This is a genomic window from Sphingomonas sp. 8AM, assembly GCF_902506455.1.
In the GTDB taxonomy this organism is placed as follows: domain Bacteria; phylum Pseudomonadota; class Alphaproteobacteria; order Sphingomonadales; family Sphingomonadaceae; genus Sphingomonas.
In genome coordinates, this window is record NZ_LR733844.1 from 3062768 (window position 1) to 3086574 (window position 23807).

Below are 23807 nucleotides of genomic sequence, written 5' to 3' on the forward strand. Positions count from 1 at the left end.
TCGGGGCCTCTCCCAACTGGGCTCCGGCCTACGCCGGGGCACGAAGGGAAGTCCTACTTTTCCAACGAACCGTCGATGCCCTTGCAGGCGACCAGCAGTTCCTTGACCGCGTCGACCGAGACCTGAAGGTTGCCCTTCGCCTCGTCCGACAGCTTGACCTCGACGACCTTCTCGACGCCGCCCGCGCCGATCACCACCGGCACGCCGACGTACAGATCGTCGATGCCATACTGACCGGTCAGGTGCGCCGCAGCAGGCAGGATGCGCTTCTGGTCGTACAGATAAGCCTCGGCCATCGCGATGCCGCTGGTGGCGGGCGCGTAATAGGCCGAGCCGGTCTTGAGCAGCGCGACGATCTCGCCCCCGCCACCGCGCGTACGCTTGATGATCTCGTCGACCTTCTCCCTGGTGGAGAAGCCCATCTCGATCAGGTCGGCAACCGGGATCCCGCTGACGGTCGAATATTCGAGCACCGGCACCATCGTGTCGCCGTGGCCGCCGAGCACGAACGTGTTCACGTCCTTCACCGACACGCCGAATTCCTCGGCGAGGAAGTGCGAGAAGCGTGCCGAGTCAAGCACACCCGCCATGCCAACGACCTTGTTGTGCGGCAGGCCGGAGAATTCGCGCAGCGCCCAGACCATCGCGTCGAGCGGGTTGGTGATGCAGATCACGAACGCGTCGGGCGCGTTGTCGCGGATGCCTTCGCCGACCGCCTTCATCACCTTCAGGTTGATGCCGAGCAGGTCATCGCGGCTCATGCCGGGCTTGCGCGCGACACCGGCGGTGACGATGATGACGTCCGCGCCGGCGATGTCGGCATAGTCGTTCGAGCCCTTGATCGAGGCGTCAAAGCCTTCAACCGGACCGCATTGCGACAGGTCGAGCGCCTTGCCCTGCGGCACGCCTTCGACGACGTCGAACAGGACGATGTCGCCCAGACCCTTCAGTGCTGCGAGGTGCGCGAGCGTGCCGCCGATGTTGCCGGCGCCGATCAGCGCTATCTTCTTGCGGGCCATCCCATCCCTTCCGTCGTTGACGTGTGAATGGTCATGCCGCCTACGCCCTTCGGGGGCAGGGGGCAACCCGTAAAGCGCGCTTCCTCAAACTTTAATTGCAAATGGTTCGCAGCATCATTAACTAGTGCCGTGCCCTTCGACGAGGTAGTTTTCGGAGCGCATCTCCTCCAGCCGGCTTACCGTTCGCTGGAACTCGAACGCGCCGTCGCCGCGCGGATAGAGCTGGTCCGGCTCGGCATCCGCAGAGGCGAGCAGCTTGACCTTGTGCTCATACAACGCGTCGATAAGCTGGACGAAGCGGGCGGCTTCGTTCCGGTTGTCCGGCCCAAGCACCGGAATACCCACGAGGATCACGGTGTGATAGCGACGCGCGATCACGAGATAGTCGGCCGAGCCACGCGCTTCACCGCACAGCTTCTTGAACGCGAAGACCGCGACGCCCTTCAGCGTCTTGGGAACGCGCAACGTGCGGCCCTGCACGATCAGTTCCTCCGCCGGCACATGCTGACGATCTTCGGGTGGGTAATCGGTGAGACGGAAGAAGGCGGCAGAGAGATCGGCGGTCGCCTGCTCGCCATTTGGAACGCACCACGTCCTTTGCGAGCCGAGCCGGTCGCGGCGATAATCAACCGGGCCGTTGAGCGCGATCACGTCCAGCCGTTCCTCGATGAGCGCGATAAACCCAAGGAAATGCTCGCGATTCAGGCCGTTCTTGTAGAGGTCGGCGGGGGCGCGGTTGCTGGTGGTCACCACCGTCACCCCAGCCTCGATCAGCGCGGTAAACAGCCGCGAAAGGATCATCGCGTCGGGCGAGTTGGTGACCATCATCTCGTCAAAGGCGAGCAGTCGCGCTTCCTCCGCCAGCGCCGCGGCGACGGGGAGGATCGGGTCGCCCTGTTCCTTGCGGCGCTCGACCGCGATGCGGGCGTGGATCTCCAGCATGAACTCGGCGAAGTGGACGCGGCGCTTCTTCGCAATGTCCAGATGATTGAAAAAGAGGTCCATTAACATGGACTTGCCGCGGCCGACGCCGCCCCACATGTAGGTGCCGCGCGCCGGAATCGTGCGGCGTCGGAACAGGCCGGTGGTGCGTGGGCGCTCCAGCTCGGCGGCCAGCGTGTCGAGGCGGGCGGCGCCGGCGGCCTGCTCGGGGTCGGGACGCAGTTCGTCGGCCGCGATCAGCGTTTGATAGGCGGCCAGCACCTTGCCCATGTCGTTCCTTCCAGCGTCGATGTTGCTGTGCACAATAGGGGCTGCTTTGGGCGAGCCGGCGCGATGGATCAAGTCGGCGTCCGGTGACGCTTCTGCCGGAGCGGGTGCCGGAGCGTGCCCGAAAATACCCCCGTCCAGACGCGAGCCGTGCCACGTTCAAGGCGATTCAGGCACCAATCGGCGGCCCCGGTCGCAATCGGGAACACAAAAAAACCAGCGCCCCGCACAGGGCGCTGGTTCGTGTAACTTCGCTCGGGATGGCGGCGGCGAGCGCGCGGCGTCAGACCAGCCGCTCGACTTCCATCTTCTTGATCTCCGCGATCGCCTTGGCGGGCGACAGCCCCTTCGGGCAGGTGTTCGCGCAGTTCATGATCGTGTGGCAGCGATAGAGGCGGAACGGATCCTCCAGCGCGTCGAGCCGCTCGCCGGTCATCTCGTCGCGGCTGTCGGCCAGCCAGCGATACGCCTGAAGCAGGATCGCCGGGCCGAGGAACTTGTCAGAATTCCACCAGTAGCTGGGGCACGACGTCGAGCAGCAGGCGCACAGGATGCACTCGTACAGGCCATCGAGCTTCGCGCGCTCCTCGGGCGACTGGAGCCGCTCCTTGCCGGCGGGCGGCGGGGTGACGGTCTGCAGCCACGGCGTGATCGACGCATATTGCGCGTAGAAGCGCGTGAAGTCGGGAACCAGATCCTTGATGACGTCCATCGCGGGCAGCGGCGTGATCTTGATCTCGCCCTTCACGTCCTCGATCGCGATGGTGCAGGCCAGACCGTTGCGCCCGTCGATGTTCATCGAGCATGAGCCGCAGATGCCCTCGCGGCACGAACGACGGAAGGTCAGCGACGGATCCTGCTCCGACTTGATCTTGATGAGCGCGTCGAGGACCATCGGCCCGCATTCATCGAGGTTGACCTCGAACGTGTCGTAGCGCGGGTTCTGGCCCGAGTCGGGATCGTAGCGATACACCTTGAAGTTGCGCATCGTGCCGCCGGGCTGCGGCGAAGGGTGCTTCTGCCCGCCCTTGATCTTGCTGTTCTTCGGGAGCGTGAACTCGGCCATGCGCGCGTCTCGTCTTGGTCAGAATCGTCGGCGCACAGAAGGCGCACCGGCGCCATTACTCGGGCGGCGGGTACACGATCGCGAGGCTGGCCGCAAACATGCCCGTCGCCCGCCTAGTTAGCTATTATGCCCCGCGGCTCAAGAGGCGATCGCACGTTCCAGCGCCGCCACGTCGATCCGCACCATCTCCATCATGGCCCCCATCGCCTTGGCCGCGTGTCGCGGGTCGTTCATCAGCTCGGTCAGGCGACGCGGCACGATCTGCCACGCCACGCCCCAGCGATCCTTGAGCCAGCCGCACTGCATCGCCGCGCCGCCACCGGCGAGAAAGGCATCCCAGTAAAGATCGACCTCCGCCTGATCGGCACAGTCGACCGACAGTGACATCGCCTCGCTGTGCGTCGGTCCGGGGCCGCCGTCGAGCAGCGCGAAACGGCGACCGGCCAGCGTGAACTCGACCGTCAGCACCTTGCCCGCCGTGCCGCCGGGATAATCGAGCGGTGCGCGCATGATCCGGTCGATCGCGCTGTCCGGGATCAAGGCGGTGTAGAAGCGCGCCTGTTCCTCCGCGGTGCCGTTGCACCACAGCCACGTCGTCACCTTGTCCATTACCCCCTCCGTGGCCCGACGAAGCCGATCCGCGCGCCGTCCGGGTCGGCGGCGACGACCGAGAAATTGTCATGCGGGATCGGATCGGGGCCCTGGAGAACGGTCCCGCCGCCCGCGGTGAGGCGCGCCACCGCCGCGTCGATGTCATCGACCTGCGCGTAGAAGAGCCATCCCGGCACGCCGACCGGCAGCACCGGCATGGTCGCGCCGAGGCAGGTGTCGCCGATGTGCACGAACCGATAGTCGCCGGCCGGGCCCATCGGCATCCCGCCCTCGTGCCGCCAGCCGAACACGTGCGCGTAGAACGCCAGCGCCCGATCCTGATCGGGCGTGGTCAGCTCGTTCCAGACCATCTGCCCCGGTCCGTCATAGGGCGGGGTGACGAAGGCGCGTGACGGTTCGTCCATCGCGCCGCGCATCACATAGAAGGGCCGCCCTTCCGGATCGGCGAGCAGCGCCATCCGTCCGACGCCATCCATGTCAATCGGAGGCATCAGCACCGTGCCACCGTTTGTCTGCGCGGTGGCGATCGCCGCATCGACGTCGTCGACACCGACGTAGAACAGCCATCCCGGTGCCGCGTCGGGATGCGGGCGCGGCATCAGCCCCGCGACTCCCTCGCCGGCGCCGGTGCTGACGATCCGATAATCCATGCCCGCCACATCGCCAGACGGGGCGATCTGCCAACCAAACAATCGTTCGTAGAATGCCTGTGCGCGATCGGCGTCGGTGGCGTGATATTCGTACCAGATCGGGGTGCCGTGCGGATTTCTCATGCTGCGTCTCCGGTCGGGGCACAGTCGCCCATTTCCATGTGGACGGTTTCCCATGTGTGGCCGTCGGGGTCCTCGAACGCCCCGCCGTACATGAACTGCTGATCGACGATCGGGCGGGTTTCGCGACCACCCGCGCCACGCGCCGCGGCGTGGATCGCATCGACCGCCGCGCGATCGTCGAACGACAGGCACAACAAGGCGGCGCTGACGCTATGGGTGTCGGCGATCGGCTTGTCGGTGAAGGTCGCGTAGAAGCCATGGTCGAGCAGCATCACGCTGATCGCGTCCGACCAGCGCATGGCGGAGGCGGCATCGTTCGAGAAAGCGGCGTTCCTTTCGAACCCGATCGCTTCGTAGAACGCCGTTGATCGCGCCACGTCGCCGACCGGCAGGTTGATGAAGATCATCCGCATCGCGCTCGTCCTCTCCGAGTCGTTATTGCCGCATCATGCGCCGCCTGCCGCGTCGGGCAAGTGCAGGAAACCGCGACCGAAGGCGCGCGTTCTGCCCCCTGTCTTCCAGCCCGGCCCGGCCGAGCGAGGCGCGCGGCGGGTTGACGCGGGCGCGCCGGCTTCGCAGTGGTTCGGGAAACTCCAGCGAAACGGCGTTAACGCATGACCGACATCCCGAACACGCAGCCCGACAGCCGCGACACCACGATCCTCGACGCGCCTGACAAGATGGTGCGCGTGCGCGACCTGTTCGGCATCGATTCGGACATGGAAGTGCCGGCCTTCTCGGTCGCCGACGAGCGCGTGCCCGATCTCGACCCCGCCTATGTCTTCGATCCCGACACGACGCTGGCGATCGTCGCGGGCTTCGCGCACAATCGCCGCGTGATGGTGCAGGGCTACCACGGCACCGGCAAGTCGAGCCATATCGAGCAGGTCGCGGCGCGGCTGAAGTGGCCGTGCATCCGCATCAACCTCGACGCGCACATCAGCCGCATCGACCTTGTCGGGCGCGACGCGATCGTGCTGCGCGACGGACAGCAGGTGACCGAGTTCCGCGAAGGGTTGTTGCCGTGGGCGCTCCAGACCCCGACCGCGCTGGTGTTCGACGAATATGACGCCGGGCGCCCGGACGTGATGTTCGTGATCCAGCGCGTTCTGGAGACCGAGGGCAAGCTGACATTGCTCGACCAGAACCGCGTGATCCGCCCGAACCCGTATTTCCGGCTGTTCGCGACCGCGAACACGGTCGGGCTCGGCGACACCAGCGGGCTGTATCACGGCACGCAGCAGATCAATCAGGGGCAGATGGACCGCTGGAACGTGGTCGTCACGCTCAACTATCTGCCGGCGGTCACCGAGGCGCGGATCGTGCTTGCCAAGTCGGGCGAGTATGACAAGCCCGAGGGCAAGAAGCTGGTCGAGAACATGGTCCGCGTCGCCGACCTGACGCGCAAGGGCTTCGTCAACGGCGATATCTCGACGGTGATGAGCCCGCGCACCGTCATCACCTGGGCGCAGAATGCGCTGATCTTCGGCGATGTCGGCTTTGCGTTCCGGCTGTCATTCCTCAACAAGTGCGACGAGGCGGAGCGCGCGCTGGTCGCGGAATATTACCAGCGCGTGTTCGGCAAGGACCTGCCCGAAAGCGTGGTGGCGAAGGCTTGATGGTCCGGGTGGACCAAGGTACTTAGTCCACCCGAGGAGACAGGCGATGGCCGAGGCCGATCCGCAGAAGACCTTCAACGTTCATGAGGCCAAGACGCAGCTGTCGCGGCTGATCGAACGTGCCCATGCGGGCGAGGAGATCGTGCTGGCCAAGGCCGGTGTCCCTTATGCCAAGCTGGTTCCGATCGACCCGCCGGTGCCCGCGCGGCGGACGCCGGGGCGGTTCAAGGGTTTGATGGACATGTCGCCGGAAGAGTCGCTCGCCTCCTGTTTTACCGACGAGGAACTGGAGGAGCTCGAGAACCGCAGTATCTTCCCGCCGGCGCCTTGATGCGTCTGTTGCTCGATACGCATGCGCTGCTGTGGTGGTGGTTCGACGATGCGACACTGCCGGATCGGGCGAAGGCGGCGATCGGCGATCGCGCCAACGAGGTTCACGTCAGCGCGGCATCCGGCTGGGAGATCGCGACCAAGATCCGCAAGGGGCATTTGCTGGGGCTTGCCGACCGCATGGCGAATTTCGAGCGGTATCTGGCCGATGATGGCTTTCGCGCGTTATCGATCACGATGGCGCATGGCGTGCGCAGCGGTGCGCTGCCGGGTGCACATAAGGACCCGTTCGACCGTATGCTGGCCGCACAGGCGCTGATCGAGGACCTGACGCTAGTGACGTGCGACCGGGTGATGACTGATTTTGGTTGCGAGACATTCTGGTAATGGCCACCGATACCCCCCTCGACCGCTTCAAGGCCGTGCTCGGCGGCACCGCGCGTGCGCTGTCCGACGAGGCGGAGCTGGAGCTCGCCTATACCGCCGATGCGCCCGCGCAATCCGGCAAGCATCTGCGCGTGCCGATGCCGGCGCGGACCTTGCCGGCCGAGCAGGTCGCCGAGGCGCGCGGGTTCGCCGATGGCTTCGCGCTGCGGTTGCGTCACCATGACGACACGCTCCACGCGCGCGGCGCGCCGGCGGAGGCGACCGCGCGGTCGGTTTATGACGCGATCGAGACGGCCCGGGTCGAGGCGCTGGGCAGCCGCGGCTATGATGGGATCGCCGACAATCTCGCGCGCGCGCTCGACGTGCGGCTGCGCAGCGATCCGATCACGCGCGCACGGACCAGGAGCGAGGTGCCGCTCGCATCGGCTTTGGGGCTGATGGTGCGCGAGGCGCTGACCGGACGGCTGCCGCCGGTCGAGGCCGAGCCCGGACTGGCGCTGGTGCGCGAGTGGATCGATGGCAAGGTCGATCTGTCCGCGCTCGCGCTCGCGCTCGACGACCAGCGTGCCTTCCAGGGGCTGACCCGCAAGTTGCTCGAACAGCTCGAACTCGTCGAGGGCGAGCAGGAGCCGCAGGACAGCGACGAGGGCGGCGAGGACGAGGAAGGCGAGGAGGGGCAGGACACCGACGAGGCCGACGAGGGTGAGGCGGAAGGATCGGAGGGTGAGTCCGAGGTCGAGGCGCGGGGCCAGCAACGCGACGATCAGTCGCAGGAAGGCGAGAGCGAGCAGCTCGAAGGCGACGACATCGACGATGCCGAAGGCGAGCCGGGCGACGACGGCGAGGAGGGCATGCAGCCGGTGCGCCCGAACCGCCCGTCTGCGGACATGGCCGCGCAGTTCGACTATAAGGTGTGGACCGAACGATATGATGAGGTCGTCGCCGCGACCGAATTGTGCGACGCAGAGGAACTGGCGCGGCTGCGCGGCTATCTCGACCAGCAGCTCGTCCACCTGCAATCGGCGGTGTCGAAGCTCGCCAACCGGCTCCAGCGGCGGTTGATGGCGCAGCAATCGCGGTCGTGGGACTTCGATCAGGAAGAGGGACTGCTCGACGCCGCGCGGCTGGCGCGCGTGGTGGTCAATCCGACCCAGTCGCTGAGCTACAAGATCGAGCGCGATACCGATTTTCGCGATACGGTGGTGACGCTGCTGATCGACAATTCCGGATCGATGCGCGGACGGCCGATCTCGATCGCGGCGATCAGCGCCGATATCCTTGCGCGGACGCTGGAGCGGTGCGGGGTGAAGACCGAGATCCTCGGCTTTACGACGCGCGCGTGGAAGGGCGGGCAGAGCCGCGAGACGTGGCTCACCGCCGGTCGCCCGCCACAGCCGGGGCGGCTGAACGATGTCCGCCACATCGTCTACAAGCGCGCCGACGAGCCGTGGCGGCGCGCGCGCCCCGCTTTGGGTCTGATGATGCGCGAGGGGCTGCTGAAGGAGAATATCGACGGCGAGGCGCTGCTGTGGGCGCATGGCCGGATGATGGCGCGGCCGGAGGAGCGGCGCATCCTGATGGTCATTTCCGACGGCGCGCCGGTCGATGATTCGACGCTGAGCGTCAATTCGGGCTCGTATCTGGAGCGGCATTTGCGGCAGGTGATCGCGTGGATCGAGAAGCGCTCGCCGGTCGAACTGGTCGCGATCGGGATCGGGCATGACGTGACGCGCTATTACAGCCGCGCGGTGACGATCATGGATGCCGAACAGCTTGGTGGGACGATCATCGAGCAGCTCGCCGCGCTGTTCGATGCGGAGTGAGAGCAGTGCGACGGCGGTTTACCGCCAGCATGCTCCGGCCAGCCGATGTCGCTCCCTGAGCGGCTGCGGTATTAATGCAGACGTGAGCTTGGCATGATCGCGCCGCCACGCGGTGGCTTTGTCGGGCCGGTCAAGCGCTCGGTCACGATCGCAGGGCATTCGACGTCGGTAAGCCTCGAACCTGTCTTCTGGAGCGCACTCGAGCGGGCTGCGGTGGCGCACGCATTGCCATTGTCGGCGCTGGTCGCGGAGGTCGATGCGCTGCGTATCGCCGAGCCGGACCCGCCGAACCTTGCCAGCGCACTCCGCACGTTTCTGGCGAACGAACCCGTGCATTTCGGCCAGATCCTGCAATCCAATCGCATTAACGTTGACAGTGAAAGTCAGTCGCAATAGCTGGGCCGCCATAACAATGGGGGTTCACCGGAATGTCTTCGTCGTCGGCTTCGTTTCTTGCGCTATCGTGCATCGGCTTCATCGCGTCCGCTCCGGCGACCGCCGATACGCCGGAGCGACCCGCAGCGGCACAGGACGGCCGGACGCGGATCGATCGTGACGATGTGGTGGTAACGGGTGCCCGCGAACGCGCACCCGACCAGCTCGAAAGCCCCAAGGCGACCGCCGCGCTGCTCGATACGCCGCAGACGGTGACGGTGATCTCCGATCAGGTGCTTCGCAAACAGAATTTGCTGACGCTCCGCGACGCGCTGCAGACGCTGCCCGGCATCACCTTTGGCGCGGGCGAGGGCGGTGGCGGCTATGGCGACAGCATCAACCTGCGCGGCTATTCGGCGAACAACGACATCACGATCGACGGCATCCGCGACAGCGCGCAATACAGCCGTACCGATCCGTTCAACCTGCAGCAGATCGAAGTCTACAATGGCGCAAATTCGGTCTTCAACGGCTCGGGCTCCGTCGGCGGAACGATCAATCTCGTCAGCAAGGAGCCGCGTCCCGAAGATCTGACGATCGCGCAGGCGGCGGTCGGGACCGACAATTACTATCGTGCGGCGATCGATGCCAATGAGCGGGTGAGCGATCTGGTCGGCGTCCGCCTCAACGCGGTGTATCATCGCAACGACCTGCCCGGCCGCGATGTCGAAAAGTACAAGCGTTGGGGCGTCGCTCCGGCGGTGACGATCGGGATGGACGGCCCGACCAGCCTGACGCTCGCCTATGTCCACCAGCAGGATCGCAACACGCCGCTTTACGGCATTCCCTACTTCAACAACGATGTGGTCGGAGGGCTCATCCCCGGTGCGGATCGCAGCGACTATTATGGCTATCGCAATCTCGACCGGCAGGACGTGGACGTCGACCGGCTGACCGCGACGTTGCGCCACGAGATTGACGACCATCTGTCGGTGCGCAACCTGACCCGCTGGCAGCGCGTCGGGCAGTATAGCGTCACCAGCGCGCCGCAGGGGACCTTCTGTCTGGCAAGCGGAACGCAGCCGGTGCAGGTCGCCGGCAAGGCAACCGGGGCGGCGTGCACCACGACCGTGAACGGCACGAATATCACCATCCCCGCAGGGCAATGGCTACCGTCCGGCCCGCGCGGGCTGGTGCGCGATCAGGTCAATCAACTGCTCGCCAACCAGACCGATGTCCGGCTGGAGCATGGCGAGAAAGGCGGCCTGCGCAACGTCGCGAACATCGGCGTGTCGTGGATGGTCGAGGATTACCGGATCGTGACTGGCTCGCTGCTGCGCAACGCCGACGGGTCGGCGATCGCGCCGCTGCCGCTGCTGGCGATCAGCAACCCGGACACCCATTATCGCGGGCCGATCAACTACGTCACCACCGTACATTCCAAATCGTCGACGCACAACGTTGCGGTCTACGCGTTCGACACGCTGGAGCTGGGGCGGCATGTCGAGGTGAACGCCGGAGTCCGCTGGGAACAGCAACATGCCGACTTCGACCAGCTTCCGGTTGCCGCGGCGCCGGGCGTGACGCAGCCGGTCGCCGCACAGGCGCGTCAGCGCAACCGCGAGCGGCTGTTCTCGTATCGGGCCGGGCTGGTCTATCATCCGGTCAAGGACGTCAGCGTCTACGCCAGCTATGGCAACGCCAAGACCCCGTCGTCGGCGACGGTGCGGCTGGGCTGCGTCAGCGTCTCCAATGCGGTGGTCACCAACACCTGCGGCGTCGCGCCGGAGACCGCGCGCAATTACGAAGTCGGGGTCAAGGCCGGGCTGTTCGGGCGGCGACTGGAGCTGACCGCCGCGGCGTTCCGCAACGAACGGAGCAATTACCGCGTCGCCTCCAACGATCCCCTGCTGCCGACCGTGCAGGTGCTCGACGGGCGCAGCCGCGTCGATGGCATTGCGCTGGGGGCGTCGGGCAACCTGACGCCAAACTGGACGATCTTCGCCAATTACACCTATCTCGACAGCGAGGTGCGGCAATCGGTGTCGAACTTCTGCCTTGCCCATCCCGGCGGAAATGGTTGCGGCAACTCGGTCGCCAGCCCCGACCCGCTGCGCGGCAGCCCGCTGGTGCAAACACCCGAGCATTCGGGAAGCCTGTTCACCACCTACAAGCTGCCGTTCGGGCTCGAGCTCGGCTATGGCCTGACCTATCAGGGCGCGTTCACGACCTATGTCCCGACGCTTGCCAATGCCGCGTTGTTGAAGACCGACGATTACCTGATCCATCGCGCCTATCTGGCGTACAGCTTCCGGCAGGGGCTGACGATGCAGCTCAACGTCCAGAACTTTACGGACGAAAAGTACCTGACCAACGTCCGCAACAACATCAATGCGACGACCGGGGTGGTCACCGGCGGCTGGGCAATGCCGGGCGAGCGGCGGCAGGCGGTGCTGAGTCTGTTCTATAGCTTCTGACGCACGTACATCAGCTGTCATTGCGAGCGTAGCGCAGCAATCCAGTGTTCCGCGAGCTGCCCTGGATTGCTTCGCTCCGCTCGCAATGACGGTAGCAAAGGATCATTTATGCTGATCGCGATCCCCGACGTGCTTGATGCCGAGGCGCTGGCACAGGTGCGCGCGACGATCGACGCGGCGGACTGGGTCGACGGCAACGCGACCTCGGGTCCGCAGGCGGCGCTCGCCAAACGCAACCGGCAGTTGCCCGAGGACGGCGCGGCGGCGCGCGCGGCGGGGGCGATGATCCTCGATGCACTCGGTCGCACGCCGCTGTTCGTGGCGGCGGCGCTGCCGGCGAAGGTCTTTCCGCCGCTGTTCAATCGCTACGAGGGCGGGCAGGATTTCGGCGTCCATGTCGACAATGCAATCCGGATGAAGCGCGGCAGCGACTTCCGGCTGCGCAGCGATCTGTCGGCGACGCTGTTCCTCGCCGATCCGGACAGTTACGATGGCGGCGAGCTGGTGATCGAGGAGCAGTTCGGGACGCAGGCGGTCAAGCTTCCCGCCGGTCACATGGTGCTTTACCCGGCCTCCAGCCTGCACCGCGTCGCGCCGGTGACGCGCGGGGTGCGGCTGGCGAGCTTCTTCTGGATTCAGTCGATGGTTCGCGACGATAGCGCGCGGCGCATCCTGTTCGAGCTGGATCAGGGCGTGCAGGCGGTCGCCGCGGCGCAGGGGCAGGGCGCAGCGGCGACGCTGCAACTGACGGGTGTGTACCACAATCTGCTCCGCCGCTGGGCGGAGGTGTAGCCGGCTATTTGCGGCGAAACAGGCAGTCGAACTCGATTGCGCACGCCGGATCGTCGGCGATCGTGTTGACCGTGCGGAACTGCGCCGGCGTGAAACCGAGTGCGTCGATATAGGCGAGCGCCTCGTTGAACGACCAGCTCTGTTCATAAAGCGGCAGCACCGGCAATTCGAGCAGCAGCGCCGTCGTGCGGTCCAGCACCGCGCGGGCGCCTTCCAGCACCGCGCGTTCGTGCCCCTGCGTATCGATCTTGAGGAAGATCGACATGGCCGGATCGTTCGCCAGCACGTCGTCGAGCGTTGCGATCGAAACGGTCTCGGTGCCGAGCACCGTAGGGTCGACATCGAGCCGGCGCGCATTGCCATCGTCGAGCGCGTGCAGCGAGTTGAGCGTGTGATTGTCGTAGAGGTTGATCTGCACCTCGCCCGGCGCGGCGCCCAGCGCAGTACGCGTCGCCTGCCACTGCGGATCACGCGCCACGCGCTGTTCGAGCGCGGCGAAGATCTTGCCGACCGGCTCGAACGAATGGATGCGACCGGTATAACCGCGTTCGCGCACGTCGCCCGCGAACTGGCCGAGGTTCGCGCCGACGTCCACGACCAGATCGATGTGCCGGGTCTTGAGGAAGTTGCCGAACGTCGCGGCGCGCACCACCTCGACACCGAAGCGGTTCATCACAGTCTTGGCCAGCGCGCCCAGCATCGTCATCCCCGTCAAAGCCCTGCCACACGTCCGCATGTCAGAGCCGGGGTAGGCGCGCCATCCTAATTTTTCGGTAGGGTCGGGACATTCCGTCGGCATTTCCTGCCCGTCGCCCCGGACTTGGTCCGGGGCCCCGCTTCCTCGTGGCGATCGGGGAAGAAGCGGGATCCCGGATCACATCCGGGATGGCGGAGCGAGGTAACGCGCCCCGCACGCGGCCGGCGGTCAGCCGATCTGCTTGTCCTGCGCGCCGCTGTCCGGTCGCGCCGGGCCGAGGATCGGTTCCTCGCCGAGCGGCTTGTTCGGGAAGACGGTGAATTCGCCGCGCCCGTCGATCGACGGGCCGCTCGTCCAGCGACCCTCGGGGTAGCTGCCGTCCGCCGCCGTGGCGTAGAAGTTGTAGTTGTTCTCCTGATCCTCCTGCTCCTGCGGGAAGGAATTGGGGATCGGGAGATTGCCCGCGGCGCCGCCGAGTTCCTCGATCACCGCCAGCCATTGCTGCTGGTGCATCGTGTCGCGCGCGATCATGTAGTGGAGCATCTTCTTCATGCCCTCGTCATGCGCGGCGTTGAACAGCCGCACCGCCAGCACGCGCCCGGTGCTCTCGGCGGCGACGTTGCAATACATGTCGGCGGCGACGTTGCCGCTGGCGTAGATGTGGCTCATGTTGAACGGGACGCCGTCCGAGTCGACCGGCATCGCCGCGAGCCCGCTCGACAGCAGGTTCTTGTGGATCAGCCCTTCGATCTCCTGCCGGCCGTTGCCGCCGCCCATCACTGCACCGACGATCCCGTCCGCCGCGCCTTCTTCCTGAAGCGAGGCCGGCGCCTTGTCGAGGTTCAGCGCAACCGCAGTGGCGAGCATCTCGATATGGCCGATCTCCTCGGTGGCGGTGTGGAGCAGCATATCGCGGTATTTCGGCGTCGGCGCGCGATTGCCCCATGCCTGGAAGAAGTACTGCATGCAGACGCGGATCTCACCCTCCACGCCGCCGATCGCCTGTTGCAGCATCCGCGCGAAGGCCGGATCGGGCTTCTCGACGGTGACGGGGTACTGAAGGCGCCTGTCGTGATAATACATGCTGCTTCTCCGGTTGTGGATACGGATAGGCAATGCACGGGCGCGCAATAAGTCGTTCGGGTCGCGATATGAAAACGCTGATTTCACAATGATTTAGATCAACGGCGGTTCCGCGAATGTTGAGGCGTCGGCGGGGTAAAGGAGTTGTGGCGGTGTGGAACTTCAAGGGGTCAGCGCCCGAGCAGCACGCGCGCCTGTCCTGCGATCTGCGCCAGCATCGCCGCGTTCGGGGCCTGTGCGTTGCGGGCGCGGTCGATCACGGCGCGGAATTGGCCGACGCGGGCGGCGTTCTTCGCCAGCCATGCGTCGACCAGCGCGACCGGATCGCCCGTGCCGCCACGGCCGAGGAAGTCGAGCCGCAATTGCTGGAAGTCGCGCGCGAGGCCGGCGATCAACAGCCGCTCCCAGGGATCGCTGGGGTTGATGCGCGTGGCGGTGCCCTGCGCCCAGTCGAGCCCGAGACCTTCGCCGAGCCGGGTGAAGGCGCGCGCAAGCTGCGTCTCGTCGATCGCGGCGCGCTCGCCGAGGTCGGCGAGCCCGACCGCGCCGTCCAGCTCGAACAGCCGCACGACGCTGAGCGCCAGATCGTGCGGTGCGCCGGCCGCCTCCAGCGTGTCGGCGATGCGCCGCGAATGCGCGCGTGCCTCGTCGAGCAACAGGTCGTCGGTCGCCGCCGCCAGCCGGTCGATCCCGCCCGACAGCCGCGCGAGCACGGTCGAGGGCACCGTGCCGGGCGCGGTGGCGCGGAGCAGGTCGGCGATCTGCGAGCGGACCGCGACCGCGACCTCGTCGAACAATGCCAGCCGCCCGGCCTCCGGCATCGGGGTGGTTTCGATCGCCTGCCACAAGGTCGCGAGGCCGAATTGCCGTTCGGCGACGACGAACATCGCGGCGATGTCGGCGAGCGTGGCGCCCTCCTCCTCGGCCAGCTCGAACGGGTGGAGGATGCCGATGCGGTTGACGATGCGGTTGGCGAGCTTGGTCGCGACGATCTCGCCGCGCAGGCGATGCGCGTCGATCGCGGGGGCGAACCGCTCCTGCATCGCGCGCGGGAAAGCGGCGTGGAGGTCGGGGAGCAACGCCTCGTCCTCGCCGAGCGCCGAATGCTCGATCTCGTCCTGCAACGACAGTTTCGCGGTCGCGAGCAGCACCGCGAGTTCGGGGCGGGTGAGCCCGCGGCCCTCGCCGGTGCGGCGCAACAGGTCGGTGTTGTTCGCCAGCCCCTCGACATGGCGATCGAGCCGCCCGGCTTCCTCGAACACCTCGATGAGCCGGACATAGCTGGGCAGCGCCTGCGCACCCCCGCGCTCGGCGATCGACAGGCCGAGCGTCTGGAGGCGGTTGTCCTCCAGCACCAGTTGCGCGACATCGTCGGTCATGCTGCCGAGCAGGACGTTGCGGTCCTCGAACGACAGCCGGCCTTCGATCATCTCGCGGTTGAGTGCGATCTTGATGTTGACCTCGTTGTCCGAGCAATCGACGCCCGCCGAATTGTCGATGAAGTCGGTGTTGATGCGCCCGCCTCGGGCGGCGAAGGCGATGCGCGCCGCCTGCGTGACGCCGAGGTTCGCGCCCTCGCCGATCGCGATCGCGCGCAGTTCCTCGGCATCGACGCGCAACCGGTCGTTGGCGGGATCGCCGACGGTGGCGTTGTTCTCGGCCGCGGCCTTCACATAGGTGCCGATGCCGCCGAACCAGATCAGGTCGGCGGGGCTCTTGAGGATCGCCGAGATCAGCGCGGTCGGCTCCATCCGGTCGACGGTGATGCCGAGCGCGGCCTGTACCTGCGGGGTCAGCGGAATCGACTTCATGTCGCGCGCGAACACGCCGCCGCCGGCGGAGATCAGCGTCGGATTGTAATCGGCCCAGCTCGACCGTGGCAGCGCGAACATGCGGGCGCGTTCGTCCCAGCTCGCTGCCGGATCGGGATCGGGGTCGAGGAAGATGTGGCGGTGATCGAACGCGGCGACCAGCTTGATCGCTTTCGACAGCAGCATGCCGTTGCCGAACACGTCGCCCGACATGTCGCCGCAGCCGACGACGCGGATCGGGTCCGCCTGCACGTCGACGCCGCGCTCCGCGAAGTGGCGCTGGACCGAGACCCACGCGCCCTTGGCGGTGATGCCCATCGCCTTGTGGTCGTAGCCCTGCGAGCCGCCGCTGGCGAAGGCGTCGCCGAGCCAAAAGTCGCGGTCGAGCGCGATGGCATTGGCGACGTCGCTGAACGTCGCGGTGCCCTTGTCGGCGGCGACGACGAAATACGGGTCTTCGCCGTCGAGGATCGTCACGCCCTGCGGATGAACGACCGCGCCGTTCTCGATATTGTCGGTGATCGACAAAAGCGTGCGGATGAAGATGCGATACGCCTCGGTCCCCTCCGCGAGCCAGGCGTCGCGGTTCGAGGGTGAGGGGAGTTGCTTGGCGTAGAAGCCGCCCTTCGCGCCGGTCGGCACGATGACGGCGTTCTTGACGCGCTGCGCCTTCATCAGCCCGAGGATCTCGGTGCGGAAATCGTCACGACGGTCGGACCAGCGCAGGCCGCCGCGCGCGACCGGGCCGGCGCGCAGATGGATACCCTCGACCCGCGGCGAATAGACCCACACCTCGCGCCACGGCAGCGGGGCGGGGAGGCCGGGGATCTTCGCACTGTCGAGCTTGAACGCCAGCGCCTCGTTCGCGGCCTCGGTGAAGGCGTTGGTGCGCAGCGTCGCGTCGATCACGGCGCGGAAGGCGCGCAGGATGCGGTCGTCGTCGATGCCAGTGACCGCGTCGAGCCCGGCGTCGATCACTCCCTGCGCCGCTTCGGGGTCGGCGGTCGAGGCGGGGTCGTGGACCGCGACGAAGCGTTCGACCAGTGCCTTGGTGACGGGGCGGACGCGTGTCAGCGTATCGACGACGTTGGCGGGGCCGTAGCTCATCCCCGCCTGCCGCAAATAGCGATACCAGGCGCGGAACAGCACGACCTCGGACGGCGACAGCCCCGCCTCCAGCATCAGCCGGTTGAAGCCGTCATCCTCGGCGCGGCCTTCAAGCACCTGCGCGAGTGCTTCCTGCAAGGTCTCGGCGCCGGCGAGCACCGCGGGGATGTCGGCCCTGGTCTCGAGCGTGAAATCGTGGATCGAACTGCGCTCCTCGTCGGTCAGCGCGGTCGGCATTTCCTCGATCACGCGGAAGCCGAAATGCTCGAGCGCGGGCACCGCGTCGGACAGCGCGAGCGGGCCGCCCTGCCGATAGACCTTGAGATGGAGCATCCCGTCGCCACCGGCGGTGAAACGCACCTCGCGGTCGGCATCGCCGTCGAGATTGGCGATCGACACGATGTCGCGTGCTGCCTCGTCGGCGCTCGCACCAGTGCGGTAGCGGACCGGGAAGGCGGCGGCGTGGCGCAGCGCGAGCCGCGCGGCGCGCGCCGGGCCGACCTCATCGGCAAGCGCGGCCTCGATCGACGGCGTCCAGCCGCGCACCATCTTTTCGAGCTGTGCGTCGAGCGTCAGCGCATCGGGGAGCACGCCGGCGCCACGCAGGTCGATCGTGTAGCGAAGCAAGGCAACCCGTCCGTCCTCGACGCTGGTCGACCAGTTGAGCACCTGCCCGTTAGCGGCCTCGGCGAGCATCTCGCCGATCGCGACGCGGCGCGCGGTGGTCATCTCGTCGCGCGGCAGCCACACGAACGCATACAGGTGGCGGCCGAGCGGGGAGGGGACCAGCACCAGCTTCGGGCGCGGGCGGTCGGCGAGGCTCATCGCGGTGAGCGCCAGCTCCTCCATCGATGCCGCGCTGATCGCGGTCATCAGATCGTGCGGCAGCGTGGCGATCGCGTGGGTCAGCGCCTTGCCGGTGTGGCCGGCGGGATCGAAGCCGAACTTGGCCTCGCTTGCCGCCAGCCGCTGGCGCAGGACCGGCACGCTGCGCGGCGGGGCGTTGAGCGCCGCCGAGGTCCACAGCCCGGCGTGGATCGAGAGCCCGGTGACACGCCCGCCGGTCTGGATCGGCACCACCAGCAGATCGAGCGGCACGCGGCGGTGGACCGGCGAGATCAGGCTGGATTTCAGCAGCAACGGCGCCGAATTGCCGGCGGTGAAATAGTCGACCGCCAGCCGCCGCGAACGATCGGCGAGGATCGGCACCGCATGGTCGTTGACGACGATCCCGAGCGGCGCGGCGGCGTCGACCTTGCCGTCGGCGTGCCAGCGCTCGTGCCCGAGCAAGGTGAAATGCCGGTCGAGGAACCAGCGGAGCAGTGCCGCGCCTTCCGGATCGCCGCCGACATCGTCGATCACCCCGGCGTCGGCCGCGAGCGTCGCCTGCATCGCGCGCCAGTCGCGCACCGCGACACGCACGTCGGCGAGCAGGCGCTCGATCTCGTCGGTCAGCGCGCGCCGGTCACGCGCGTCAACGCGCTCCAGCTCGATATAGATCATCGATTCGGGCTTGCCGTCGGCGCCCTCGATGTCGGTCAGTTGTCCCGCGGCGTCGCGCGAGACGCGGATCACCGGGTGGATGACGCGATCGACCGCGATGTCACGGTCGCCGATCACCGCCGCGACGGAGTCGACGAGGAACGGCATGTCGTCGTTGACGATCGCCAGCCGCATGCGCCGCCGCGCGCCGTCGCCCGGTAGCTGCTCCAGCGCCAGCGCCGGGGTGCCGGGCGCGCGCACCGCCGCGGTCTGCGCGAGGAAGGCGGCCGCCTCCGCCTGCTTGTCCTCGCCGAACCCGGCAAGCTCGCCCGGCAGCGCGCGATAGGTGAGGCGGGCCGCCAGCGCGGCAGACAGTATCTGAAGAGACTTATCCGGCATGGGCGAAGCTATGCGCCCCTCCCGCGCCTAGCTCAAGCGTTGCCGTACTGCATTGGTGCAGCGTCGCAGTGCATCAATGCAGCCGGCGCAGTACCTGCGCAGCAAGCTTCGCGTCGTCGCCGACGGTGCCGACGACGACGATTCCGGTGGCGGTGGCGCGGCCGAGCAGCACCACCGGCGCGCCCTCGTCGAGTCCGCTGTCGATCGCCACTTCAGCCAACGGCGCACGCTCGGCCAGCGGGAGCGCGGCGGCGTCATCGCCATCGGGCTGACGCAGGGCGCGCTCGGCAGCGACGATCCCCTTGATGCCGCCCTCGGCGCGCTCCAGCGCATGGGCGAGCGCGCCGGGGGCGATGCCAGTGCGCTGCGCCCAGGCGAGCACGGTCGCGGCCTCGGTCAGCCGCGTCTTGTCGTGATCCGCGCCGAACACGAGCTTGGTGATCGCGGTCAGCGGTGCGCGCGCCTGCACACGGATGTCGGCGGCGGCGAGCAGTTCCTCCAGCCGCGCCGGATCGGCAGCGGCAGCAAGCGCGACGTCATGCGCGCGGCCCAGCGCGCGGTACAGCGCGGCATGGCTGCGCAGCCGCGCGGCGCGGGCCACGGCGGCGCTGTCGCGCGCGGCGGCGAGCAGGTCGTCGAGCGTGGTGGGGGCGACCTCCGGCTCCGGTACCGGCGCGGCGGCGCACGGACCGTCCGCCCAGACGCCGCTGGGCAGCGGATCGTGGCGCGGGGCGCGGATCGCCGCGGCCAGCTCGGCATCGAGCCCGGCCTGATCGTCGGCGGCGACCAGCTCCTTCCAGTTGATGACGCCGTAGATATAGTCGATCGTCCGTGCGTCCGACGAGAAGGGCATCAGGATGCCGCGGTACATCGTATTGTGCCCGCGCGTGCCGGTGAATTCGGCTTCGAAGCCGATCGGCGTGCGATTGGCGATGATCTGGAGATAATGGTCGGTCAACCGCGACAGCAGCGAGCGCGACGGCACGTCGGAGATCCGCGCGATCGACTGATCCATCGCGCATTCCTCGCGCAGCGCGCGACCGATGAACTGGATTGCGGGGTCCTCGACCCCGGCCGAGAAGTCGAGCAGCACGCTGTGCGGACCGAAGTCGGCGATGCTCTCGGGCTCGAGATCGTCGATTGCCGGATAGGGGCGGCCGCGTAGCAGCGACACCCAGTGATGATAGGCGCGGACGTGCATCCGGCGCTCGTCGGGGCCGACCGGTGCCGGAGATTCGCCGACGCCGCCCTCAGTCGGGTCGTCGTCCTGGCGTAGGTCGTCGTAGCCGTGCGCGCTGTCCATGCTCATCGTCCGTTCCGGCGAGCGGCCTGTAATTCGGCCGGATTCGCCGGACGCTTTTGCCCTGTGGATGGTAAACGCCCAGTAAAGCCGCAAGACGCTTGTCAACGCCGTTTCGCGCTGCTAAGCGCCGCCTCCACGACGTTTCCCACGCGGAAGCGCGTTGGCCGCTTTAGCTCAGCTGGTAGAGCATCGCATTCGTAATGCGGGGGTCACAGGTTCGAGTCCTGTAAGCGGCACCACCCCTTCCAGTAGGAAACCTCGAAACGCGCGGGCGAAAGCTCGTGCGGCTGATCGGGCGTTTGGGTCCTGCTTGGGGCGCTTTTGGGTAGGGAGGTGGGCTCGACCTACGCTATAGCCACTCAACGCAGGCAGCCTCGCGCTTCCTCCAGTTGAGAGATCACTCGTATGGAACCGGGATCAGCTGAAACGCAGCGCGTGTTCTTCACCTACGTTTGGGGGCCGCCCGGAAATCCAGCTTGGCCCTTAACTTTCACCAATAAGGCAACCCGTTCGCATGCCCTGAAGGCGCTGACCGAAGGCGATTTGATCTTTACGGTCTGCACCAGAGGCGAGCCAACGCCGTTCGATCACCGAGGGCGGGTCTCCGGCCTGTATCGGGTGTCAGATCTGGAAGTGAACACTCAGGAGTACGACATCCCGAGGGCTCTCGATCAGCCCGAATTCGATAGCGTCTCCCGGTTTCCTTATGCGCTGCATCCCATAGCGGTCTGGGAAATCAATTCGCCGGACAACATTTTCTCCGCGCTGGTTGGTCCGCTCACCCCCACCCACCATCTCCAAGCGCAATCGAAGATCGTGGAACTTGATGCGATAACAGCACAGCCTTTGCTGGCCCTTGCACGGCGGGAATTGGCCGTAGCGTTGCCCAGAACCGAACTAGGCAGGGGACGCGTGTTGCAAAAGAACAGTAAGCTGGCTCCGAAACATCAGGGCACCTTTATCGGCACGTTCGGCAATCACGAGACATGGTTCGTTTACACGCTGGTGTTGCGCGATTCAGCGAGGAAAGCCTTGGCCGTCAAGGTTGGCTACGCGAATAATCCTCAAGAGCGGGCCGACGCTCACAACGGTCCAATGGCCTATGAAGCTACCGGCTTACGGTGGCACATCGATCTGCAGCAGCCAACCACGTCCGAAGACGTGGCCCGCAACGTCGAACAGGCTGTTCTTACGAGGTATGCGGGTCATCGACTCGCCAGCAATGGTGAGATTTTAAGAGGCGTCGATCCGGCGTCCGTGGCCACAGCAGTAGCGATCGTGATGCGCTCGTTGGCAGCGGTTGATTAGCCTACGGCATACGCTTCGTTAGGGTCAGGACTCATTGGTCATAGCCAGAAGATGACGGTGGCAGCGAGGGCGGCGGCAGAGAAGAAGACCGTTGGGCATCGGTCGTAGCGAGTAGCGACGCGGCGCCAGTCCTTCAGGCGGCCGAACATGATCTCGATGCGGCTGCGACGCCGGTAGCGTCGCTTGTCGTATCTGACCGGCTCGTTGCGCGATCGTCGGCCCGGGATGCAGGGTTCGATGCCCCTGGCCTGAAGAGCGTCCCTGAACCAGTCGGCGTCGTAGCCGCGGTCTCCGAGCAGCCACTGCGCTTTTGGTAGGTCGTCCAGCAGCGCTGCCGCGCCAGTATAGTCGCTGACTTGCCCGGCGGTCATGAAGAAGCTCAAAGGGCGTCCGTTGGCATCGGCGATGGCATGGAGCTTGGTGTTCATGCCGCCTTTGGTGCGTTCGATCAGGCGGCCAAGATCCCCTTTTTAACCCGCAGGCTCGATGCCGTGCGGTGCGCCTTCAGGTATGTCGCGTCGATCATGACGGTCTTGGGTTCGGCATTGCCTGCAGCCAGCCCCTCCATCATGCGCGTGAATACGCCACGCTCGCCCCAGCGCTTCCACCGGTTGTACAGCGTCTTGTAGGGGCCATAGGCGCTCGGAGCATCGCGCCAGCGCAGCCCGTTGCGGTTGACGAAGACGATGCCGCTCAGCACCCGCCGGTCATCCACACGAGGCTTGCCATGGCTCTTGGGAAAGAACCGCAGCAGCCGCCCCATCTGATCGTCCGTCAGCCAAAACAGGTCGCTCATACCAGTCTCCTTGCGGAGCCTGAATCAGACCGCGACGCTCACATCAATGGGTCCTGACCCTAGCGGGGTGCGCGCTGATTTGGCTCCCGCCTGCATGATAACCTGCCTAGGTTAAGCCCAGTTTGTACCAAGGGAAGAGGAGCAGCTGCGCGGCAATTTCGTGACCAAAAGAGTTGAGGCGCAAGTCAAATCAACGGAGGATTTCATGCAAAGAGCTGTAGTCGATTTCCCGGTCGTCCATGCCTAGTGCATGCCGAGCCAAGCGCGTCTCCGCAATTGACAGACGACGCCTATGAGAGGCTCTGTGCCTGAACGGCGAAGTTCGTAACGGAGCCGATAGTTGCGAAGCAGCTGTCCCCAGCATCTTTTTCAAGATGCGATCGTCAATGTAACAGAATTTATTTATCGTTATCCGATAACTGTCGTGGAATCGCTCGGAGAAGCCATGCGAGCGGTTGATTGCCGGCGTGCTTCTTAGTATCAGTATGTATTGAAAGCCAAAAGATTCTGCGATCTTGCGCCCGAGCGCATGGTCATATTCGTATTTTCCTCGAGGATCGCCGAACACCCGGCGCGCTACGGCTGCATAGTTAAGGTAATTGGTCGAAACGTAGAGCAATCTAAGATTGCCGCGGACCACTACAAAGGCGCGATTGGCCCAGATCCGCCCAACCCGGTAGGTCTTGCCGTCCAAGTTCATCCGAAAAGAGGGGCGCTTGGAACCGGCAATCGGAATCTCCCCGATGGACAGTCCGCCGAGCAGCTCTGTGCTACGGGTCGACAGGAAGATTGGCGTAATCGTCATCGGGGTATTATACGCATTGCAGTGATCAGGCGCAACATTGTGCGACCATATGAACCCTTGGTCCAATTATCGGCGGCGGCAACGGCGCTGCTTGGCTAAACTCGCCCCCGCCAGCCCTGTTACCGGTAAGGTCTTCTTCGTAAACCTATTGTTCTGCCTCAGAAAGTTTGTTCTTTTTTCGGGCGGGCCGTTCGCTATCGGGGGTGCGAGTAGCAAGAACTGGTCGGAAGCGGTCGAGAGGAGAAGAGGGGGGGGCAGGAATTTGCGCGCCTACTTCCCGCCTTCCGTATGTGTTCGCGGACTTTCCAAAGAGGACATTGCCGTATTACACTTCAAGATTGGTGCCAGCGATTGTTGCGTAACACCTTATTGAGTGGGCTGTCGAGTTCCTTTTCGTGTCACCGAAAGGGACGGCGAGATCTAGTATCTCGCTCTAGTTGATCGGAATAGGGGCTCCAGCTGACACACCGTTTTGGGCTGAGCGAACGACTGGCTCGGGCGGAGGATTCCGTTCGAAGCACGCTCTGCGAACTA

20 protein-coding genes and 1 tRNA gene are annotated in these 23807 nt (G+C 66.0%); 9 read left to right on the forward strand and 12 right to left on the reverse strand.

Annotated elements, in window-relative coordinates:
- Window positions 1-53: 53 nt before the first annotated feature.
- The 6 genes from mdh to BACI71_RS14475 form a co-directional block, all read right to left on the reverse strand.
- Entirely contained in the window at window positions 54-1019 is a 966-nt protein-coding gene (gene mdh, locus BACI71_RS14450; RefSeq protein ID WP_159759764.1) for a malate dehydrogenase, read from the reverse strand.
- A 117-nt stretch (window positions 1020-1136) separates the two neighbouring features.
- Window positions 1137-2231 carry a cell division protein ZapE gene (gene zapE, locus BACI71_RS14455; protein ID WP_159759766.1) on the reverse strand — a complete coding sequence of 365 codons (1095 nt, stop codon included), beginning with the start codon at window positions 2229-2231 and terminating at the stop codon, window positions 1137-1139.
- 280 nt (window positions 2232-2511) lie between these two features.
- A complete protein-coding gene (locus BACI71_RS14460; RefSeq protein WP_159759768.1) occupies window positions 2512-3294 on the reverse strand; it encodes a succinate dehydrogenase iron-sulfur subunit in 783 nt (260 codons plus the stop codon).
- A gap of 138 nt (window positions 3295-3432) precedes the next feature.
- On the reverse strand, window positions 3433-3903 hold the full coding sequence (locus BACI71_RS14465; protein ID WP_159759770.1) for a VOC family protein: 471 nt from the start codon (window positions 3901-3903) through the stop codon (window positions 3433-3435).
- On the reverse strand, window positions 3903-4679 hold the full coding sequence (locus tag BACI71_RS14470; protein ID WP_159759772.1) for a VOC family protein: 777 nt from the start codon (window positions 4677-4679) through the stop codon (window positions 3903-3905). Before BACI71_RS14470 ends, BACI71_RS14465 begins: the two co-directional genes overlap by 1 nt.
- Window positions 4676-5092 (reverse strand): VOC family protein, encoded by a 417-nt coding sequence (locus BACI71_RS14475; RefSeq protein ID WP_159759774.1) that lies wholly within the window; start codon window positions 5090-5092, stop codon window positions 4676-4678. The genes BACI71_RS14470 and BACI71_RS14475 overlap by 4 nt, the downstream gene beginning before the upstream one ends.
- A gap of 201 nt (window positions 5093-5293) precedes the next feature.
- Here BACI71_RS14475 and cobS point away from each other — a divergent pair, with 201 nt between their 5' ends.
- From cobS to BACI71_RS14510, 7 genes are all read left to right on the forward strand, one after another.
- The gene (cobS, locus tag BACI71_RS14480; protein ID WP_159759776.1) at window positions 5294-6298 is read left to right on the forward strand and encodes a cobaltochelatase subunit CobS; all 1005 of its coding nucleotides are present in this window, start codon (window positions 5294-5296) and stop codon (window positions 6296-6298) included.
- Between the two features lie 46 nt (window positions 6299-6344).
- Window positions 6345-6629 (forward strand): type II toxin-antitoxin system Phd/YefM family antitoxin, encoded by a 285-nt coding sequence (locus tag BACI71_RS14485; protein ID WP_159759778.1) that lies wholly within the window; start codon window positions 6345-6347, stop codon window positions 6627-6629.
- Entirely contained in the window at window positions 6629-7015 is a 387-nt protein-coding gene (locus BACI71_RS14490; RefSeq protein ID WP_159759780.1) for a type II toxin-antitoxin system VapC family toxin, read from the forward strand. The genes BACI71_RS14485 and BACI71_RS14490 overlap by 1 nt, the downstream gene beginning before the upstream one ends.
- Complete coding sequence (gene cobT / locus BACI71_RS14495) at window positions 7015-8838, forward strand: cobaltochelatase subunit CobT (RefSeq protein WP_159759782.1); 1824 nt, start codon at window positions 7015-7017, stop codon at window positions 8836-8838. The genes BACI71_RS14490 and cobT overlap by 1 nt, the downstream gene beginning before the upstream one ends.
- Before the next feature lie 93 nt (window positions 8839-8931).
- On the forward strand, window positions 8932-9234 hold the full coding sequence (locus tag BACI71_RS14500) for a ribbon-helix-helix domain-containing protein (protein ID WP_159759784.1): 303 nt from the start codon (window positions 8932-8934) through the stop codon (window positions 9232-9234).
- Window positions 9235-9266: 32 nt separating this feature from the next.
- A complete protein-coding gene (locus BACI71_RS14505; protein ID WP_159759786.1) occupies window positions 9267-11690 on the forward strand; it encodes a TonB-dependent receptor in 2424 nt (807 codons plus the stop codon).
- Window positions 11691-11798: 108 nt separating this feature from the next.
- Window positions 11799-12482 (forward strand): Fe2+-dependent dioxygenase, encoded by a 684-nt coding sequence (locus BACI71_RS14510; protein WP_159759788.1) that lies wholly within the window; start codon window positions 11799-11801, stop codon window positions 12480-12482.
- A gap of 4 nt (window positions 12483-12486) precedes the next feature.
- Here the strand turns inward: BACI71_RS14510 and BACI71_RS14515 are convergent, their stop codons facing one another.
- The 4 genes from BACI71_RS14515 to BACI71_RS14530 all read right to left on the reverse strand — a co-directional run bounded on the left by BACI71_RS14515 (window position 12487) and on the right by BACI71_RS14530 (window position 20364).
- Window positions 12487-13188 carry an FkbM family methyltransferase gene (locus BACI71_RS14515; RefSeq protein ID WP_159759790.1) on the reverse strand — a complete coding sequence of 234 codons (702 nt, stop codon included), beginning with the start codon at window positions 13186-13188 and terminating at the stop codon, window positions 12487-12489.
- Window positions 13189-13407: 219 nt separating this feature from the next.
- Window positions 13408-14262, reverse strand: coding sequence for a manganese catalase family protein (locus tag BACI71_RS14520; protein WP_159759792.1), 855 nt, complete (start codon window positions 14260-14262; stop codon window positions 13408-13410).
- A gap of 170 nt (window positions 14263-14432) precedes the next feature.
- On the reverse strand, window positions 14433-19061 hold the full coding sequence (locus tag BACI71_RS14525) for an NAD-glutamate dehydrogenase (protein ID WP_159759794.1): 4629 nt from the start codon (window positions 19059-19061) through the stop codon (window positions 14433-14435).
- Window positions 19062-19134: 73 nt separating this feature from the next.
- The gene (locus BACI71_RS14530; RefSeq protein WP_159761229.1) at window positions 19135-20364 is read right to left on the reverse strand and encodes a hypothetical protein; all 1230 of its coding nucleotides are present in this window, start codon (window positions 20362-20364) and stop codon (window positions 19135-19137) included.
- 163 nt (window positions 20365-20527) lie between these two features.
- Here BACI71_RS14530 and BACI71_RS14535 point away from each other — a divergent pair.
- Window positions 20528-20603, forward strand: a tRNA-Thr gene (locus tag BACI71_RS14535).
- A 166-nt stretch (window positions 20604-20769) separates the two neighbouring features.
- Complete coding sequence (locus BACI71_RS14540) at window positions 20770-21672, forward strand: GIY-YIG nuclease family protein (protein WP_236552997.1); 903 nt, start codon at window positions 20770-20772, stop codon at window positions 21670-21672.
- A 38-nt stretch (window positions 21673-21710) separates the two neighbouring features.
- On the opposite strand, the gene BACI71_RS14545 is transcribed toward BACI71_RS14540, so the two are convergent.
- Together BACI71_RS14545 and BACI71_RS14550 are read right to left on the reverse strand one after the other, a co-directional pair.
- Window positions 21711-22468, reverse strand: a protein-coding gene (locus BACI71_RS14545) for an IS5 family transposase (RefSeq protein ID WP_159759798.1) whose coding sequence is annotated in 2 segments (ribosomal slippage) — window positions 21711-22135 and window positions 22135-22468 — 759 coding nt in all. Because the reading frame shifts where the segments join, the coding sequence is not laid out codon by codon here.
- Between the two features lie 190 nt (window positions 22469-22658).
- Window positions 22659-23273 carry a hypothetical protein gene (locus BACI71_RS14550; RefSeq protein ID WP_159759800.1) on the reverse strand — a complete coding sequence of 205 codons (615 nt, stop codon included), beginning with the start codon at window positions 23271-23273 and terminating at the stop codon, window positions 22659-22661.
- Window positions 23274-23807: the final 534 nt, after the last annotated feature.